Genomic DNA, 17,945 nt, shown 5'->3' on the forward strand with positions numbered 1-17,945 from the left:
TGCGCTGGAGTCGGTCTTGGGGCCGCCGGGCTGGCGAGGCTGAAAGCTCGCCAGCAGGTCAATCCAGTTCTGGTTCTGCTCGCTGCTGAAGTCAGCCTGGGCTGTGGTGGAAAAAATGATCGCGCGTCCCGGCGTAATCAGAAACGCCGCCTGGCGCTGATAGAAAGGTCGGCCATCGGTCATGTAGTACGCATCGATCTGCACACCCTCGATCGGCGCCGAGGTCGACAGCGCAACGGCCTTCTTGCCCAACAGCGTGTAGCCGCGCAGCCTGGACGCGAGCATCTTGATCTGACGCTCGACGTAGGCCTTGAGCACCTCGCCGGGCAGCAACGCGTCCCGGGAAATGGTGATGCTCAACGGCGCTGGAATACTCGCCCCCAACACAAACATGTTGACCGTGCGGTCCTGGAAACCTTGCGGCAACACGATGCTGCCTTCCTGCAACTCATAATCCATTTTGGGTAACTTCCTTGAATCAAAAAAAATCGGGTGTTCAGCGGACAGCAAGGCCGTCGAGCATGCCGTCAAAATCAGCCAGCCAGAGACTGAGCGCGGGCCGGGCCGGATCAATCTCGCAAGCGATACTCAGCCATTGCACATCGTCACGCCCGGCGACGGGCACCAAGGCACCCACCAGGCGCGCGTGACGATCGGCGTGACCGGACTTGAAATGCAGATCCACGGCCTTCGCCGCACTGCCGGCCACGCTGACATCACGCTGGCGGATCATGCGCAGGTCCGGATGCACCTGGCGAAGCACCTGCACCGAGTCCTCGAAAAGCTGCTCCAGGGTCTGCCCCTGTTGCACATCAAGGCGCCTGATCGTCAGGCTGACCGGCTCGCCCTGGTGCTCGAGGGTGGTCTGGACCTCGCGAAAATTGAACCCCGTCGGGAATGCCAGGTTGAAACCACCGAAGGTGAAGCTGCTGGGTGTGTCTTGCAGCGCCACCACAGGCTCGGGTTCCGGCTCGGGCTCAGGCTGGACGAGGAGCGCGTTCTGCTGCGCAAGGCGTTCGGCCTCCTCTCGCGCTTCACGCTTTTCGGAAATGCGATCGTAGAGACTGACTCTGGTCATGGCGCCGTTACCTCAATCATTGACCCTGACCTCGGAACCGGTGATCTGGGTCGTGCCGGTGCTCGTCGTGGTGATCGCCTTGCCTTTGATCTCGATGCCGTCCGGAGTGAGCGTAATGCTGCTGTCCCCGACCTGAAGAATGATGTGCTGGTTGGCACTGACCTGAATGAACTGCTTGTCGACCTGAATCGTCAGCGAGCCTTCCTGGACATTCATCACCGTGTCTTTCCTGATCGTTTCGGTGTGCGTGCCACCGACGGTGATCGTGCGGTTGCTGCCGACATTGTGGGTCTCGTCGACCTCGATCTCGGTGTCCATGTTGCGCTCGGCGTGCATGACGATCTGCTCGGCACCGGCCTTGTCTTCGAAGCGGAAGAAGTTTGCCGTACCACCGTTGCCCTTCATCGACCGCGTCAGAAACCCGCTCTGCGTCTTGTTCGCCGGTAACGACCACGGCGGGGTGTTCTGGCTGTTGTAGAGGCTGCCCATGACCAGCGGGCGGTCGGGGTTGCCGTCGAGGAACACCACCACGACTTCATCACCCACACGGGGAATCTGGATGCTGCCGAAGCCACCACTGGCGCCGGACTGCGCGACACGCACCCAGCAGGAGCTCTTGTCGTTGAACTCGCCGTAGCGGTCCCAGTGGAACTGCACTTTTACCCGGCCCAGTTCGTCGGTGTAGATCTCCTCGCCGGGTGGGCCGACGACGATGGCAGTTTGGGGGCCGGATATGACGGGGGTCAGGGTATCCATTTGAGGTCGAAACTTGATTTTCTTGCGCACGCAAAAAAAATCGTTGGCATAACCCGCCTGTCCGCCGGACAGATAATTATTGCTGCCCCGATGCTGGACGCTCATCAGCAGAAACTGTCGGTCTTCAAGCGAGCCATTATCGTGCTCGTAGTGCTGCGTGAGTTCGAACGTGTAGCCGGGGCGCATCGCCCGGCAATTGCTCCCACCGGCAAACTCCTTGCCTTTGAGTTCCAGTGCCTCGATGCGATTGCGCACCAACACTTCGCCATCATCGTAGTTCCCATGGGTGTACTGGCCCATGAAATCGTAAATCTCGTACGCCGGAACATCGCCCTGCTGATTGAGACTTTTCATGGTCACTGGAAGACGGTTTTGCGGCTGACGGTAGTCGAATGTCTGAACCGCTATCTTGCTCGACTGCAACTCCCGCACTGCGTTCCAATAGGTGATCGAGTCCGCTGATTCAGTAATGGACGCCGTATGAAAACGCACTTGAGGTTGCTCTGCCAGTGCAGGCAACTGGGTTGAGTCATCCATGATGATCAACGTATGGCTATCGGCGGTGTGCTCGTAGTAATAGAACAGCCCTTCGTGCTCCAGCAGACGCATCACGAAATGCCGATCACTTTCCCGATACTGAGTGATGTAGCTATGGGGTTTGAGCGTGCGGTTGATGCGAAACTCGAACTTGGCCAGCCCTTCATAACGGCTGAACACCTCGGTAATCACTTGCTCGACCGTTTGGTCCTGGAAAATCTGCGAGTCGAACCGCTGCTCAAGCAAACTGAGCCAGGAACCGATAAGCGCCGAATAACGACACATCCCACCGTCACTACCATTACTGCCGAAACGCAATACATGCCCGTTGATAAAGCGGCTCGCGCCCGTAGCCAGTTCGATCTCGATCGTCGCCGACTGCCCCATCGCACTTTTGAGCTTAACACTGGCATCATCGGACAACAGGTCCAGCTGGAAGCCGAACTCCATCGACAGGCCCTCGTGCCCGACGAAGGATTCAAGCAGCAGTTCCTGGCCACTTTTGAGCGGCATGGTCAGTTTGAACAGGCGCCGGTTCTGCGCGGAAAACAGGGATGATAGGTCCATTGTCATATGTAACTCCTGTAAATCAATATTCGGGCAATCGCTGCATTAACGTTTGGCCGTCAGGAACCTGTCGACTGGTGCAGGGAAGCCATCCACTTAAATAATCGGCCCAGCCACCAGCGGCTGCGGGCTTCGCGAATTTCGTCGATTTGCATGAAGGTGTAGGGGGTGAGCATTTTGCGTTCACGGATACGGAGGGTGCGGAGACCGCGGATGCTATGGCGTAAGTAAAACAAAATAATTACAGAAAACCCCGTGCAGCCTACCACCGCAACCATGCCGCCCGTATCTGCACCCACCGACTTCAGAAAAATACTGCCTGTGAGCGTCGACACACCTGAAATTAATCCGAGGTTATAGCTCTTGGCATTCACAACTTTTTTTGGCCGGGCTGCGACCCTATTGCCTATGCATTCGAAAGGAAAGAACGATGATTTACTATAAAAAATCACTACAAACACCAAAAGCACGATGGTAATCGGTGCTATTCCAATGGATACAGACCTAAGATCACCCCTGCCAAAAAACTCTGAAGCGATCAAGTACGCCAAACAGCTGGCAATATAAGGAAAAATAATTACCCCTACCAACAACACCACCGACAGAAACACAACAAACCTCTCACAGCAGTAAATCAAATACAGACTAAAACCAAAAGAAATAACGACAAGAAATAAATACCACCACCAACCTTCAAAGGTTAACGGTCCAAAAACCCCAAAAAAGGCAACCGAAATAACGTTAATCCAACCGCCTTTTTTTATAGTTTGTGCATTAATCATGAGACTCGCGCAAAGAAAGAATCCACTTAAAAAATCTGCCCAACCACCAGCGGTGGCGGGCTTCACGTATTTCGTCAATTTCCATGAAGGTGAAAGGAACATCCATGTTGCGTTCTTGAATACGGAGCGTGCGAAGACCTCGAACGGTGTGTCGCAGCAAAATTAATATGGCGACAGAACAGCCGGTGCAAATTGAAACAGCAACTACATCTATGGTAAGCGCATCAACCGACTTAAGAAATACACCACCTATCAACGTCGTAACGCCTGCTATAAAACCAATATTGTACTTTTGCTTACTTTGCTTTCGCGCACGCACAGCAATCTTATTATTTGTGCATTCAAAAGGGAAAAATGATGGCTTGCTAAAATACACTATAGCGAACACTGCAAAAACTAGAATCGCCGGAGACAATCCAACTGCAATAGCCAAAACACTTGTCTCACCCAAAACATTTGAAGCAGAAAGGTATGCCAACCCGCTGGCAAGGAAAGAAAAAATACCGATCGTAGCTGTCAGCACCGTCACCAAATAAACAACATAGCTTTCACACACATAGATCAAGTATAAAGTCCAAGAAAAAAACAAAGCGCAAAAAAACAAATACCCCCACCAGTAATACTCTATGTTGGATGGCCCCAGAGCACTCAAAAACGTCACCGAACAAAAGACCAACCAACTACCTTTTTTCATAGTTTGCGAATCAATCATAATAAATTTTCATTTTGTTAAGTAATCTCCAATTTTTTTGTCGACCCCTGTATAACTCATACCCGCTTGCGCTAGCAATCCAACCCCCCAGCCGACTGCAAGAACCAGTGCAAGGGGCGCTGCCCCGGCTGATCCAATACCAAATGCAAAAATAACCAACGCACTTCCGGCGCTCCCGGCAGCAAGCGATGCAACGTTAGTAGGCTGGCTATAAACAGACTTCCTATAAAATTCATCCATCGTTGTCGAACTTGAATAATCAAGATACGCCTGCGGCCCAATGGCTAACGCTACTCCCACCGTATTACCCGACATAAATTTCAGTGCTCCCGTTGCGCCTCCGGCATGCAACATTGCACGCTTATTAAGTGCAGCCTTCGTTCCATAGGCCGGTACATGAGCAACTTGAGACCCGACCTGACCGAGCACCTTGTAACTTTGTGCCCGGGCGGTAATCGGCACTTCAAACACCAACTGGCCTGCAATCCTGATTAACTTAATCTTTCCTTTGAAAGCTTTTTTAGCCGATATCGAGTTCGCCTTACCCCGACTGTTCGCCCAGTTGATCAGTTTTTTTTTCTCGGATTCCGAAATATCCAAAAAGTCGACCGTCGATTTAGATCTGGCCAATGCGGCCACAGTGTTTCCTGCACTGACCAACGTGCCAGGTAAATTAGCCGGAGAAAACATCAAGTCGCCAATCCCCGGAATTGACTGTGCGGTTCTTTGCAGTTCTTTCAGCGCTTCAATGGAAACGTTGACTGCCGTACCCAGGTTTCTGATTAACGAGCGCAGTAACTGTGCAGACTCTTGCGCCTCACTCGGCGACATGTCCAATTCGGGCGAAGCCAGTTCATGGGCAAGAAACATCGCCGCGTTGTAATCACTGGTCGCATAGTAACCGGCAAAATTCTGCGCTGCAGGAAAAGCGCGCGAGGCAATCTCGCTGGGAAATGGAAGATTGCCGCCACCGATCAATCCGGCTTGTTGGCGTGCTCCGCGAGGATTGGCCACTGTGCAGGGTAAAAACCTTTCGTCCATGTTCCTTTCTCCTATACCTGCCGATCAGAAAGTTCCGTAGGAAACTATCCCCGTGTAATGCCCTGCTCACTTTCAGCGCGTCACACGCAACTAACTGAAGCCTCTCTCCAGAAAACAACAATAACGACCAACTGATCCGGCCAAGCTGCTCCGGGATGTGATGACCCTACCCGCCAAAAATTCCGGGCATATTAAAAAACGAGAAACACATCACAGTTTGTCAAGCCGAGACTTGAATACGTGCGAAAGGAAACACCCATGCAACACTCGGTGTCAACCCGGTTTTTCTTGTTGAGGAATTTCGTCCACGACGTCAGCGCCATCACTGTCGCCGGTGCAAAACCTCTCACTACCCGCTGCTTGTGCTTCATTACGCGACTGAACCCGTCTGGCAGGTGAACCGGTTCACCTATTTACAATTTAATTTGAACTAAAAATTGGATCCAACACACTCGCCAAACCCTTGCGCCTGTTGGGTTTCAGAAAGGCTTGTAAGTAATTTCCTACACGTAGTGGCACCGAGACAGCATTGCGACCTGTATCAAAAACAAGAAAAAATCCGGCCCCATGTGAACTTCTCGACATCGGTATTGCCCTACACGAGGTTACTGGCAACTCAATATCCATATGCCAGCATCGCACTTCCAAACATTCCTGGCAGTGTGATTTTTTGATGTCAAACATCAGCAATCACAACTCGTGGACAGGTGTTCAATCGAGAAATTAGTAGCTCTTCACACCCGGATTGATCCGGTTAGCGGACGTGGAGTGTTCAAGGATGATGTACCGATGACTCAGACGTTTTTTGATGTTGAAGCATTGATCAAGCTGCGAAGCCAGACCCGGGCCATTTCCGATGCGCTCAAGGCGCAGGCTTCGGACTACCTGGCGACCCTGGCCTTGCTGATTCGTCCGCAGGCGTTTTTCGGTGAATACCTGCAGGGTGCGCAACGCAGCAGCGGACGCGAGACCCAGCACCATTTCAAGGAACTCAAGGAGCTCTACGACCGCATCGGTTCGGCCGCTCCATTTCAGTTGGTCAACGAACTCGAAGTGCCTCTCAACCTGCTCAGTACCACCCCGCAACTGTTTGCGCTGGAGTACGACAAGGTGCTGTCCCAGAGCGGTCAATCCATTCGCATCACCAGCCCCGTGCGCTGGGTGGTCGGGTTCAGTTCGTTCGACCTGGCCCGTTTCCGCACCGTGATCAAGGACCCCAATCGCAGCAGCGCCGAGCTGTATCGCTTCGTCGTGCATTACCTGGTGCTGTTCTACTGCCTGAGCAAGTCACCGGGCCTGAGCCGCCTGCTCGAAGGCCTGCGTTTTCCCGTCAGTTTCGAACGCCTGAAGGACTTCGGCGACCTGCCCTTTTGCGTCATCAGCTCGCCGGTTCGCTCGCAATTGCCTGACGAGGCCGTGATCCGCAGCAGCACCCAGATCGCCGGCAACACCAGCTTCGAGGAGTTGGTGGGCCACGCAAACATCATGGAAATGAACGATGAAATTCGTCAGCGCCTGCTGCTGACGATCGAAGGAATGTAACGCGCTCGGCCACCCATTGAACCGACACGCAAACGACTTGCAGTGAATTGTTCGCACAGGAGATCACGATGGCGAAGAAGGAAAGTACCCAGCACAAACTCGACCGCGTTCGCGCGCCTCGGGTCCATATCACCTACGACGTGGATATCGGTGACGCTCAGGAAAAGAAAGAGTTGCCCTTTGTCGTCGGTGTGCTGGGCGATTTCTCCGGCAACCCGCTGGAGCCGCTGCCGAAGCTCAAGGACCGCAAGTTCATTTTCATCGACCGCGACAACTTCAACGGCGTGCTCAAGGGCATCAAGCCGCGCCTGACCTACCGCGTCGACAACACCCTGGCGAAGAACGGCACGCAGCTTGGCGTCGAGCTCAACTTCAACGCCCTCGAAGACTTCGAACCGCAGAACGTGGTCAAGCAGGTCGAGCCGCTGCGCAAATTGCTGGAAGTGCGCAACAAGCTGGCGGACCTGCGCAACAAGATGGGCGGCAACGACAAGCTCGAAGAGCTGTTGATGGACGTGTTGCAGAACACCGAGAAGCTGAAAACCCTGGGCAAGGAATTCGGCCGTGAAGCCGCCGTTCCAGCCACCGACGGCAAAGCGTAGGAGCCTGACGATGAACGACAAGCAAACCGTGACTCAACAGGACAGCACGCTGGTCGAAGTGGACAGCTTCACCGCGCAATCCTCGTTGCTCGACAGCATCATTTCCGAAAGCCGCGTGGCCCGCTCCGAGACCGAGCGCACCCGTACCCGCGACCTGATCGGCGAGTTGGTCAACCAGATCCTGGAAGGCGAAATGACGCCGAGCAAGGACCTGATCGCCGTGCTCGATGCGCGCATCGCCGAGATCGACGCGATGCTCTCCGAGCAGATGAACGAGATCATGCACGCCAGTGAATTCCAGCAGCTGGAAGCGTCCTGGCGCGGCCTGAAGTATCAGGTCGACCAGACCGAGACCAGCACCACGCTGAAGATCCACTTGCTCAATGCGTCGAAGAAAGACCTGGTGCGCGACCTCAAGGCCGCTTCCGAATTCGACCAGAGCGCGCTGTTCAAGAAGATCTACGAAGAAGAATACGGCACCTTCGGCGGTGCACCGTTCGGCATGCTGCTGGGTGACTACGAGTTCAACCGTAGCCCGGAAGACATGTACCTGCTCGAAGAGATTTCCCACGTCGCCGCGGCCGCCCATGCGCCGTTCATCTCGGCGGCCTCGCCCGAGCTGTTCGGCTGGGATTCGTTCACCGACATGTCCGGCCCACGGGATCTGGCGAAGATCTTCGACACCGTCGAATACGCCAAGTGGAAGTCCTTCCGCGCCAGCGAAGACTCGCGTTATGTCGGCCTGACCCTGCCCCACGTGCTCGGTCGCCTGCCTTACGGCCCGGATACCACGCCGGTCGAGGAATTCAACTTTGTCGAAAGCGTCGATGGCCGCGACCACAACAAGTACCTGTGGATGAACGCCGCCTACGCGCTGGGCACCCGGGTCACCGATGCGTTTTCCCGTTACGGCTGGTGCGTGGCGATCCGTGGTGTCGAGGGTGGCGGTCTGGTGGAAGGTCTGCCGACCCACACGTTCAAGACCGATGACGGTGAAATCGCCCTCAAGTGCCCGACCGAAATCGCCATCACCGACCGCCGTGAAAAAGAGCTGTCGGACCTCGGTTTCATTCCGCTGGTGCACTGCAAAGGCACCGACTACGCCGCGTTCTTCGGCACCCAGTCGGCGCAGAAGCAGAAGCAGTACAACACCGACATCGCCAACGCCAACGCCCGGCTGTCCGCGCAGTTGCAATACATCTTCGCCACTTCGCGCATCGCCCACTACATGAAGGCGATCATGCGCGACAAGATCGGCAGCTTCGCCTCACGCAAGGACGTCGAGCTGTTCCTCAACAAGTGGCTGTCGAGCTATGTGCTGCTGGACGACACCGCGAGCCAGGAAGCCAAGGCCAAGTTCCCGTTGCGCGAAGCACGCGCCGAGGTGTTCGAGGTGCCGGGCAAGCCGGGGGTGTACAAGGCCGTGACCTACCTGCGCCCGCACTATCAACTGGACGAGCTGACCGCTTCGTTGCGCCTGGTCGCTGAATTGCCGCAATCGACCCGCGGCTGATCGAACACATTGCCAGGGAGGCACCATGTCAAGTCGACACAAGCTGTTGCCATCACTGCTGGACCGATTGCTGGACGATCGTCCGCATCAGTCCATCGAAGCGTCATCGCAGCGCTTGTGTTCGCTGGCCGATTACAAGGCCAGCATCGTTCGCGACCTGGAAATCCTGGTCAACACCCGCCAGTCCCTGGTCGCCAACGAGCTGGAAGGTTTCGTCAATCTGAGCGGCAGCATCCTCGACTATGGCATGCCGGATTTCACCAGCCGCAGTGTGCTTGATCCCGCGGATCGCCTGTTGATCCAGCGGCAACTGGAGAAAGCGATCTCGGTCGGCGACCGGCGCTTTCACAGCGTCAAGGTCCAACTGCTCGCCCAACAGACCGGCCAACGCATGCTGACCTTTCGCGTGGACGCGGTCCTGCGCCTGCAGGACGTCACCCGTCAGGTGTCCTTCGACGCGGTGCTGCAGGTCAACACCCAGGAATACAAAGTGCAGAACCTCAACTGATGCCCGACGATCTGCTGCCCTACTACGAAAAGGAACTGTCGCACCTGCGCTTTTTGGGCCAGGAGTTTGCGAGCCAGTATCCGAAGATCGCTTCGCGGTTGCTCATCGAAGGCGATAACTGCGAAGACCCGCATACCGAGCGCTTGATCGAAGCGTTTTCGTTCCTCTCTGCGCGGGTGCACAAGAAACTCGACGACGAGTTGCCGGAAATCGTCGAGTCGTTTCTCGAAGTGCTGTACCCGCACTACCTGCGCCCTACCCCCTCGATGTCGATCGTCGAGTTCAACCAGGGCAAGCAGGAAAAAGTCACCGAAGCTTACCGTGTACCCCGGCATACCGAACTCTGTGCCAACCCGATCGATGGCGTGGTGTGTAAATTCCGCACCTGCTACCCGGTCGAATTGTGGCCGGTGGCGGTGCAACAGGCATCGTTCATCGAGATGGAACGCTCGGCGTTCAACGGCCACAGCGCTGACCTGGTTGCGCGCTTGCGCATCGGCCTGGTGGCGACCTCCGACGTGATGTTCGGCAAGCTGGAACTGGACAGCCTGCGGTTCTTCCTCGACGGCGAAAGCACGTTGATGCTGCAACTGTACGAACTGCTGTTCAACAACCTGGCCAAGGCCACGCTGACCTTCGAAGATCAGGGGCGCACCCGCGAGGTGGCCTTTGCCGCCAACGCGTTGAAGGCCGTCGGTTACGGTCTGGACGAAGGCCTGGTGGACTACTCGGAGCGCTCGTTCCTCGGCTACCGGTTGCTGCACGAGTACTTCACCTTCCCCGACAAGTTCATGTTCTTCGACCTGTCAGGCTTTGCGCGCATTCTGGCGGGAAAAGACCTGAAGAAAATCGAGGTCAATTTCTACTTCTCCGACTACGACCTGAGCGACCGCCTGGCGCGTCTGACGCAAAACATCGGGCGCAATAACTTCAAGCTCAATTGCACGCCGATCATCAACCTGTTCCGCCAGCAGGCCGAGCCGATCAAGCTGACCCACGCGCAGCACGAGTACGCCGTGACGCCGGATGTGCGCCTGCATGGTTTGGCCGAAGTGGTGTCCATCGATCGCGTGCAGCGCGTGCGCAAGGTCGGCGATATCGATCATGTGGGCACCTGCCATCCGTTTTTCGAGCCCCGTGGCGACCAAGGCCCGGGCCAGAGTTTCTGGATTGCCCGGCGTCGGGCCGTACAGTCCGGCCAGCGCGATGGCTCGAATGTGTTCATCCGGGTGGTGGATCGCGAACTGGGGCTGATGGAGGCCAACAACGATGCCCTGAGTATCCGCCTGACCTGCAGTAACCGCGACCTGCCCTTGATGCTGCCTTTCGGTGGTGAGCGCGGTGAATTCAGCATCCTGGGCAACACGGTGATCCAGGACATCCGTTGCCTGCGCAAGCCCACCGCCACCGCGCGTGTGCCCCTGGGCAACGGCGTGATCTGGCGGCTGATTTCGCACCTGTCGCTGAACCACATGTCGCTGGTGTCGCAGGGTCGCGAAGTGCTGCTGGAGCTGTTGTCGCTCTACAACTACCGCAACGTGTCGGCGATCCGCAAACAGATCAATGGCATCGTCTCGGTGAGCAGCGAACCTGTGGTCGCGCGCATCGGCCACCCGCGGCCGAACTTCGTGCGCGGCGTCGGCATCACCCTCAATTTCGATGAAAGCCAGTACACCGGCAGCGGTGTGTTCCTGTTCGGCATGGTGCTCGATCACTTTTTTGGTCAGTACTGCTCCATGAACAGTTTTACCCAATTAACCCTTCGCACCTTGCAGCGTGAAAAGAGAGTCGTCCAATGGCCACCGCGAACCGGCGATCAACCCCTGGTCTGATCGACCAGGCACGGGCTGAGCCGCACCGATTCGAGTTTTTCCAGTTGGTGCGTTTGCTTCGCCTGCATTACAGCAGAACCGGGCGCATGGACCTGGAAACCCGACCGCACGAAGACCCCCTGCGTTTTCGCTCGCAGCTGTCGCTCAACTTCCCGGCCAGTGAAGTCAGCGACCTGCAGTTCGAGCGTGAAGGCAAGGTGTCGGTGGCCGGCCTGCCGCTGTCCGAGATGCAAGTCACCTTCATGGGGCTGGTCGGGCCCTCGGGCGTGTTGCCGCGCCCGTATACCGAGCTGTTGATCGAACGGCATATCCAGTACCGGGATGACGCGGCTCACGCCTTCCTCGACATCTTTTCGCACCGCATGACCACGCTGTTCTACGAGGCCTGGCAGAAGTACAAGTTCTACATCGAGTACGAGCGCAACGGCACGTCGGATTTCGATCGCTACCTGCTCAACCTGGTGGGTTTCGGCCCCGAGGCGCAGAAGCAGAAATTCGACAGGCAAGGCTCGCCCCTGCGCCGCGAATTGTTCAGCTATTTCTCCGGCCTGTTCGCCCAGAAACCGCGCAACGCGTTGAACCTGGAAGTGATGCTGGCTTTCTATTTTTCGCTGCCGTTCAAGGTCAAGCCGTTTGCCGGTCGCTGGCTGAAACTCGACGCCAGCCAATGCACGCAACTGGGGCGCAAGAACGCCGTGCTCGGGCAAAGCGCCGTCGCCGGCAACCGGGTCTGGGACTACCAGTCGTGCGTGCGCATCGAGATCGGCCCTCTGGAGCTGGCCGACTACCAACGCTTGCAGCCAGGCACCGAGGACTACCGGAAACTGCTGGAGCTGGTGCGTTTCTATGTCGGTGCGGAGCTCGACTTCCAGTTGGCGCCCAAGCTCAAACCCAAGGCCGTACCGGTCGCCCGCCTGGGCAACGTTTCGCTGGGTCGGCTCGGCTGGCTCAAGCGACCGGGCGTCGACGTTGAACCTTCCCGCTGCGCCCTCTTCCACATTCCTTTTGATGGGGTCTCCCTGTGAACCTGAAGTCCCTGTTCGCCAAGCTGAACGACACCAGCCGTACCGCCACCGAAAGCGCCGCGGCCCTGTGCCTGTCGGAACACCACTACGATGTCGAGATCGAGCACCTGTTGTTGCAGTTGCTCGACAGCCATGACAACGACCTGCCGGCGATCCTGCGTCATTACGACGTAGTGCCTGAGCGCTTGCAGGCGCAGTTGGTGACGGCACTGGGGACATTCAAGAAAGGCAATACCCGCACCCCGGCCCTGTCGCCGCACCTGACCCGCATGATCGAACAGGCATGGGTCCTGGCGTCCATCGAGTTCGGCCAGGCGCAGATCCGCACCGGCCATCTGTTGCAAGCCCTGCTCGATGACGACGAACTGCGCCGGGTGGTGATCGCCGGCGCCGCCGAGCTTGAGAAAATCAACGCCGACGACTTGCGCCTGAATCTCAGCGCGCTGGTGCAAGGCAGCACCGAGTCGGCAACGGGTAAATCGCTGGGCTCTGCCGACCTTGCCAGTACCGGCACGGTGAAAGGCAACGGCAAGACCCCGGCCCTCGATCAATACACCATCAATCTCACGCAAAGCGCTCGCGAGGGCCGGATCGACCCGGTGCTGGGCCGGGAGTTCGAGGTGCGGCAGATGGTCGACATCCTGACCCGCCGCCGCCAGAACAACCCGATCCTCACCGGTGAAGCCGGCGTCGGCAAAACCGCCGTGGTCGAAGGCCTGGCCCTGCGCATCATCCAGGGTGACGTGCCGTCGGTGCTCAAGGGCGTTGCCATCCATACCCTGGACCTGGGCCTGTTGCAGGCCGGAGCCGGCGTGAAGGGCGAATTCGAAAACCGCCTCAAGTCGGTGATCGAGGAAACCAAACGCAGTCTGCACCCGATCATTCTGTTCATCGACGAAGCGCACACGCTGATCGGCTCGGGCGGTCAGGCCGGGCAGAACGACGCCGCCAACCTGCTCAAGCCAGCCCTGGCCCGGGGCGAACTGCGCACCATCGCGGCGACCACCTGGGCCGAGTACAAGAAGTACTTCGAGAAAGATGCCGCACTGGCCCGCCGCTTCCAGGTAGTGAAGGTCGAAGAGCCGGACGAAGACAAGGCGATCCACATGCTTCGCGGCCTGCTGGCCAAGATGCAGGAGCATCACAAGGTCACGGTGATGGACGAAGCGCTGGTGCAGGCCGTGCGCCTGTCCAATCGCTACATCACCGGGCGCCAACTGCCGGACAAGGCCGTCAGCGTGCTGGACACCGCTTGCGCCCGGGTCGCCCTGGGGCAATCGGCGCAGCCGGGGCCGCTGGAAGACTGCAAGCGCCAGATCGACAACCTGCAGGCGGAAATCTCGGTGCTGCAGCAGGAAGCCGCCAAAGGCAGCGACCATGCCCGCCGCCTGACCGCCCTCAATACCGAACTGCTGAGCGAACGGCAGGCCTGCGATGCCCTCGAACAACAATGGCAACGCGAGCTGCAACTGGTGGAAAAACTCGGCGCCCTCAGCCACCCGGAGAACCAGGCACCGGATGCCCGGGAGATTGCCGCGGTACGCGCCGAACTGGCCAGCGTCCAGGGTGAGCAAGCGCTGGTGCATGCCCTGGTGGATGGCGGCACCATCGGCGAAGTGATTTCCGGCTGGACCGGCATTCCATTGGGCAAGATGCTGCGCGACGAAATCGAAACCGTGCAGCGCCTGCCTGCATTGCTGGGCGAGCGGGTGCTTGGACAAGACCACGCACTGCACGAAATCGGCAAGCGCATCAAGATTTCCCGCGCCCGCATGGAAGACCCGAACAAACCGGTCGGCGTATTCCTGTTGCTCGGCCCGAGCGGCGTCGGCAAGACCGAAACCGCACTGGCGCTGGCCGACACCCTGTACGGCGGCGAGCGCAACGTCATCACCATCAACATGTCCGAGTACCAGGAAGCCCACACGGTCTCGAGCCTCAAGGGCTCACCACCGGGCTACGTCGGCTATGGCGAGGGCGGCGTGCTGACCGAGGCGGTGCGACGCAAGCCGTACAGCGTGGTGCTGCTCGATGAAGTGGAGAAAGCCCACCCGGATGTGCTCGAACTGTTTTTCCAGGTGTTCGACAAAGGCGTGCTGGATGATGGCGAAGGTCGCGAGATCAACTTCCGCAACACCGTGATCATCCTCACCTCCAACACCGGCACCGACCGCATCATGCAATGGTGCCTGAATGCGCAGCCACAACCGACGCCGGACGACATCGTCGAAGGGCTGCGTGACGAGTTGAACCAGGTGTTCAAGCCCGCCTTCCTCGGCCGCCTGACCATCGTCCCCTACTACCCGGTCAAGGACGCCATTCTGGAGCGCATCGTCGCGCTCAAGCTGGAGCGGATTCGCCAGCGCTTCGAGCGCAACCATCAAGCGCACCTGAGCTATGACGAAGCACTGGTCAAGGCCATTGCCTCGCGCTGCACCGAGGTCGACAGCGGCGCCCGCAACATCGACAACATTCTGTCCAGGACCCTGATGCCGGAGCTGGCGCAACGGGTCCTGGAGCGCATGGCACAGGACAAACCGATTCAGAGTTTGAACATCGAGTTGGGCAGCGACGGCGATTTCGCCTATCGCCTGAACTGACCGGGCATTTACAGGTAGTGGTCATGGACAAGAGATATTCAGGGAAGCGTCCCGCAAAGACGGCATTGGCCAAATGCCTGGCGGCGGTGGCGATGATGACGGTACTGAGCGCCTGCGGCGTCACCGACCGGGTCGGCAAGCGGGTCGACAATACCTGGGCTGGCGACATGCTGTTCCAGGATAACGAGAAGGTCATCCTGACGTCTGACGGCGGTAATCAGCTCAATCCCGACGCGTCCGGCAAGCCGCTTTCCGTGGTGCTGCGCGTTTACCAGCTGACATCGCTGGAGCGCTTTGCATCAGTCGATGCCGACTCGCTGTGGGCCGACCCGCAAAAGGCGCTCGGCAATACCCTGATCGAAAACCGCGAGATCACCTTGTTGCCAGGCATGGGGCAAGTCGACAAGTGGCCGCTGAACAAGGCGGCGGGCTATGTCGGCGTCGCGGCTTTTTTCCGCACCGACGAGAACAGCCGCTGGAAGGTTGCGTTTGACGCCAACTCCCTGCGCAAGGACGGCATCTGGTTCTCCTCCGACGGCCTGCGGGTGCTGGTGGACAACAACACGGTGTCGGCCGTCAGCGGTGTTGACGTCCTGGATAAACCCAAGCCCCGGGAACAGCTCGCAAAAGCCGCCGCCCTGCCCGACCAGCCCACTGAACCCACGCTGACCGAACGCGTGCAGGACGCCGTGGTGCACAAGGCCCAGGACCAGGCGAGCGCCTCCGCGAAAAAAGCCGTGGACTCGAAATTGAATTCATTATTGGACGTCGCTCAATGAGTAAGCAAAGCCGGGTGATGTGGTCCGAAGGCATGTTCCTTTTGCCACAGCATTTCCAGTATCAGGATGAGTTCCACCAGCATCAGCTGGCGCAGGCGACCCAGCGCAATACGCCTTTTCACTGGGGCGTGCAGTTGCTGGAAGTGGACGAGGAAGCCCTCGCGGCCGGTTCCCTGCAGCTCAAGCGATTGAAGCTGGTGTTTCCCGATGGCAGCCTGTTCGACGCGCCGCAGCACGATCCGCTGCCCGCGGCTCGTGACCTGACGGACCTGCTCAAGGGCAACGACCTGAAGGTCTACGCCGCGCTGAAACTGCCTGATCCATTCGGTCTGAACTATGTCGAAGACGGCCAGGAGCAAAAGACCGGGCGGCGCTTTCGCAAGCAATTCGACACCTTGCCGGACCTCAACGAAGGCGACCTGGAAAACGAAATCACCAGCCTGCGCCTGAACGTGGTGATGCTGATCGATGGCGACAGCCTCGATGGCTACACCTGGTGCCCGATTACCCGGCTGTCGCGCAACAACATCGGTGGATTCAATCTCGATGGGCATTTCGTGCACCCGACGCTGCACCTGGGCACCCACGAGACCCTGATCGGGCTGGGCAAGCGTTTGCTCGGCGCCTTGCAGTCCAAGAGCAAGGCGCTGTCGGGTCGTCGTCGCGAGCGCGCGGACCAGATCGCCGAGTTTGGTTCGAGCGACGTGACCCTGTTCTGGCTGTTGAACACGGTGAACCGCGCCCACCCGAGCCTGGCGCACCTGCTCGCGCATCCGCGCTTGCACCCCGAGCGTTTGTACCTGCTCCTGGCCGAACTCGCCGGCGGCTTGCTGACGTTCTCGATGGACACGCAGCTCAACGATATCCCCGGGTACGACCACCACGACCCGGCGGCTTCGCTGGTCAAGCTCGACGAAATGATTCGCGTGCTGCTCGACAACGTCGTACCGAACCAGTGCGTGGTGATCGACCTGGCCCAGACCAAGCCCTCCTACTGGCAAGGGCAGTTGCACGATCCACGGCTGGTCGAAGCGGACTTCTACATCTCCGTGCACGCCGACATGCCGGGCGCGAGCCTGCTGGAGCTGGTGCCACGGGCGTTCAAGGTCGGCTCGCCGGAAGACATCGAAGTGGTGGTCAACAGCGCCATGCCGGGGGTCACCCTCAATCATTCGACCCGCCTGCCCAATGCAATCCCGGTGCGACTGGACAATCACTACTTCTCCATCGAACCCCATGGCCGGGTGTATGAGCGAATGATGAGTGCCCAGGCCATCTCTTTCTACGCGCCCAGCGCCTTCACCAACCTCAAGCTCGAACTGATGGCGGTACTCAAATGACCGAAGCCGTATTGCAAGGCGCCGTTGCCGCCACCCGTGAAAAACCGACGCTCAAAGACCTGGTGCAGGACTTCATCAGCATGGCGCTGATCGTGCGCAAGGGTCGCCAGGTCACATCGGTCGCCGCCTTCGAGGCCAGTGTCGACACCTTTTTCAACGCACTGGAACGCGATGCCCGCAGCGCCAACTACAGCGTTGAACAGGTGAAGGACACCCAGTACGCCCTGTGCGCGTTCCTCGATGAAAGCGTGTTGCGCCCCCTCGAACCGGGTGCTGAAGCCAACCCTTTGCGCAGTCACTTTGAATTGCAGCCAATGCAGTTCCGCCACTTCGGCGTACACCTGGCCGGCCAAGGCTTTTTCGACAGGATCGATGCATTGCGTGGCGACGTTAAACACAACCTGGACGTGCTCGAGGTTTACCACCTGTGCCTGGCGCTGGGTTTCGAAGGAAAATTCCGTCTCGGCGAAAAAGACCAGTTGCGCTACCTGGCCAATACCCTGGGCCAGGACATCGCACGCTTTCGCAAGACGCCCAAGGTCCTTTCGCCTGACTGGGCATTGCCCGACCAGGTCTCGCAGATGCTGCGCCATGAAGTGCCTCTCTGGCTCTACCTGGCGCTGTTTGCGCTGGTCTGCGCGGGTGTCTACCTGACGCTGGACTGGCTGCTGGCCAAAGACGTAGCCGCGTTGTCCGAGCAAATCAGCCAGCTGTTCAGTGCCTGAGCACAG

At 58.2% G+C, this 17,945-nt stretch carries 16 protein-coding genes; 10 read left to right on the forward strand and 6 right to left on the reverse strand.

Annotated elements, in window-relative coordinates:
• From ACLD1X_RS25125 to ACLD1X_RS25150, 6 genes are all read right to left on the reverse strand, one after another.
• The coding region (locus ACLD1X_RS25125) for a DcrB-related protein (protein WP_429372362.1) at positions 1 to 459 on the reverse strand (459 nt) is incomplete at its 3' end.
• Positions 460 to 496: 37 nt separating this feature from the next.
• Positions 497 to 1,078: a hypothetical protein gene (locus tag ACLD1X_RS25130; protein ID WP_429372364.1), complete on the reverse strand. Its 582-nt coding sequence runs from the start codon at positions 1,076 to 1,078 to the stop codon at positions 497 to 499.
• Positions 1,079 to 1,090: 12 nt separating this feature from the next.
• The gene (tssI, locus tag ACLD1X_RS25135; protein WP_429372366.1) at positions 1,091 to 2,944 is read right to left on the reverse strand and encodes a type VI secretion system tip protein TssI/VgrG; all 1,854 of its coding nucleotides are present in this window, start codon (positions 2,942 to 2,944) and stop codon (positions 1,091 to 1,093) included.
• 53 nt (positions 2,945 to 2,997) lie between these two features.
• On the reverse strand, positions 2,998 to 3,786 hold the full coding sequence (locus ACLD1X_RS25140; RefSeq protein WP_429372368.1) for a hypothetical protein: 789 nt from the start codon (positions 3,784 to 3,786) through the stop codon (positions 2,998 to 3,000).
• On the reverse strand, positions 3,713 to 4,432 hold the full coding sequence (locus ACLD1X_RS25145) for a hypothetical protein (RefSeq protein WP_429372370.1): 720 nt from the start codon (positions 4,430 to 4,432) through the stop codon (positions 3,713 to 3,715). The genes ACLD1X_RS25140 and ACLD1X_RS25145 overlap by 74 nt, the downstream gene beginning before the upstream one ends.
• A gap of 9 nt (positions 4,433 to 4,441) precedes the next feature.
• Positions 4,442 to 5,473, reverse strand: coding sequence for a hypothetical protein (locus ACLD1X_RS25150; RefSeq protein ID WP_429372372.1), 1,032 nt, complete (start codon positions 5,471 to 5,473; stop codon positions 4,442 to 4,444).
• A 789-nt stretch (positions 5,474 to 6,262) separates the two neighbouring features.
• On the opposite strand from ACLD1X_RS25150, the gene ACLD1X_RS25155 reads away from it, so the two are divergent.
• From ACLD1X_RS25155 to icmH, 10 genes are all read left to right on the forward strand, one after another.
• Positions 6,263 to 7,015 carry a hypothetical protein gene (locus ACLD1X_RS25155; protein ID WP_429372374.1) on the forward strand — a complete coding sequence of 251 codons (753 nt, stop codon included), beginning with the start codon at positions 6,263 to 6,265 and terminating at the stop codon, positions 7,013 to 7,015.
• 68 nt (positions 7,016 to 7,083) lie between these two features.
• Positions 7,084 to 7,617: a type VI secretion system contractile sheath small subunit gene (gene tssB, locus ACLD1X_RS25160; protein ID WP_007978739.1), complete on the forward strand. Its 534-nt coding sequence runs from the start codon at positions 7,084 to 7,086 to the stop codon at positions 7,615 to 7,617.
• Positions 7,618 to 7,627: 10 nt separating this feature from the next.
• On the forward strand, positions 7,628 to 9,130 hold the full coding sequence (gene tssC, locus ACLD1X_RS25165) for a type VI secretion system contractile sheath large subunit (protein WP_007978737.1): 1,503 nt from the start codon (positions 7,628 to 7,630) through the stop codon (positions 9,128 to 9,130).
• Positions 9,131 to 9,155: 25 nt separating this feature from the next.
• The gene (gene tssE, locus ACLD1X_RS25170; RefSeq protein ID WP_429372377.1) at positions 9,156 to 9,638 is read left to right on the forward strand and encodes a type VI secretion system baseplate subunit TssE; all 483 of its coding nucleotides are present in this window, start codon (positions 9,156 to 9,158) and stop codon (positions 9,636 to 9,638) included.
• A complete protein-coding gene (gene tssF, locus ACLD1X_RS25175) occupies positions 9,638 to 11,470 on the forward strand; it encodes a type VI secretion system baseplate subunit TssF (protein WP_429372379.1) in 1,833 nt (610 codons plus the stop codon). The genes tssE and tssF overlap by 1 nt, the downstream gene beginning before the upstream one ends.
• Positions 11,434 to 12,495: a type VI secretion system baseplate subunit TssG gene (gene tssG, locus ACLD1X_RS25180; protein WP_429372381.1), complete on the forward strand. Its 1,062-nt coding sequence runs from the start codon at positions 11,434 to 11,436 to the stop codon at positions 12,493 to 12,495. Before tssF ends, tssG begins: the two co-directional genes overlap by 37 nt.
• Positions 12,492 to 15,095 carry a type VI secretion system ATPase TssH gene (tssH, locus tag ACLD1X_RS25185; RefSeq protein ID WP_429372383.1) on the forward strand — a complete coding sequence of 868 codons (2,604 nt, stop codon included), beginning with the start codon at positions 12,492 to 12,494 and terminating at the stop codon, positions 15,093 to 15,095. Before tssG ends, tssH begins: the two co-directional genes overlap by 4 nt.
• 23 nt (positions 15,096 to 15,118) lie before the next feature.
• Entirely contained in the window at positions 15,119 to 15,874 is a 756-nt protein-coding gene (tssJ, locus tag ACLD1X_RS25190) for a type VI secretion system lipoprotein TssJ (protein WP_429372385.1), read from the forward strand.
• Entirely contained in the window at positions 15,871 to 17,214 is a 1,344-nt protein-coding gene (tssK, locus tag ACLD1X_RS25195) for a type VI secretion system baseplate subunit TssK (protein WP_429372387.1), read from the forward strand. The genes tssJ and tssK overlap by 4 nt, the downstream gene beginning before the upstream one ends.
• A complete protein-coding gene (gene icmH / locus ACLD1X_RS25200) occupies positions 17,211 to 17,939 on the forward strand; it encodes a type IVB secretion system protein IcmH/DotU (RefSeq protein WP_429372389.1) in 729 nt (242 codons plus the stop codon). The genes tssK and icmH overlap by 4 nt, the downstream gene beginning before the upstream one ends.
• Positions 17,940 to 17,945 lie beyond the last annotated feature (6 nt).

It is taken from the genome of Pseudomonas sp. 18173 (genome assembly GCF_050432945.1).
GTDB lineage: Bacteria > Pseudomonadota > Gammaproteobacteria > Pseudomonadales > Pseudomonadaceae > Aquipseudomonas.

Coding starts and splice junctions, on each gene's coding strand:
- ACLD1X_RS25150 (WP_429372372.1), bottom strand. CDS start 5,473: ATGGACGAAAGGTTTTTACCCTGCACAGTGGCCAATCCTCGCGGAGCA.
- tssK (WP_429372387.1), top strand. CDS start 15,871: ATGAGTAAGCAAAGCCGGGTGATGTGGTCCGAAGGCATGTTCCTTTTG.
- tssC (WP_007978737.1), top strand. CDS start 7,628: ATGAACGACAAGCAAACCGTGACTCAACAGGACAGCACGCTGGTCGAA.
- tssF (WP_429372379.1), top strand. CDS start 9,638: ATGCCCGACGATCTGCTGCCCTACTACGAAAAGGAACTGTCGCACCTG.
- icmH (WP_429372389.1), top strand. CDS start 17,211: ATGACCGAAGCCGTATTGCAAGGCGCCGTTGCCGCCACCCGTGAAAAA.
- tssG (WP_429372381.1), top strand. CDS start 11,434: ATGGCCACCGCGAACCGGCGATCAACCCCTGGTCTGATCGACCAGGCA.
- tssB (WP_007978739.1), top strand. CDS start 7,084: ATGGCGAAGAAGGAAAGTACCCAGCACAAACTCGACCGCGTTCGCGCG.
- tssI (WP_429372366.1), bottom strand. CDS start 2,944: ATGACAATGGACCTATCATCCCTGTTTTCCGCGCAGAACCGGCGCCTG.
- tssJ (WP_429372385.1), top strand. CDS start 15,119: ATGGACAAGAGATATTCAGGGAAGCGTCCCGCAAAGACGGCATTGGCC.
- ACLD1X_RS25155 (WP_429372374.1), top strand. CDS start 6,263: ATGACTCAGACGTTTTTTGATGTTGAAGCATTGATCAAGCTGCGAAGC.
- ACLD1X_RS25130 (WP_429372364.1), bottom strand. CDS start 1,078: ATGACCAGAGTCAGTCTCTACGATCGCATTTCCGAAAAGCGTGAAGCG.
- tssE (WP_429372377.1), top strand. CDS start 9,156: ATGTCAAGTCGACACAAGCTGTTGCCATCACTGCTGGACCGATTGCTG.
- ACLD1X_RS25145 (WP_429372370.1), bottom strand. CDS start 4,432: ATGATTGATTCGCAAACTATGAAAAAAGGTAGTTGGTTGGTCTTTTGT.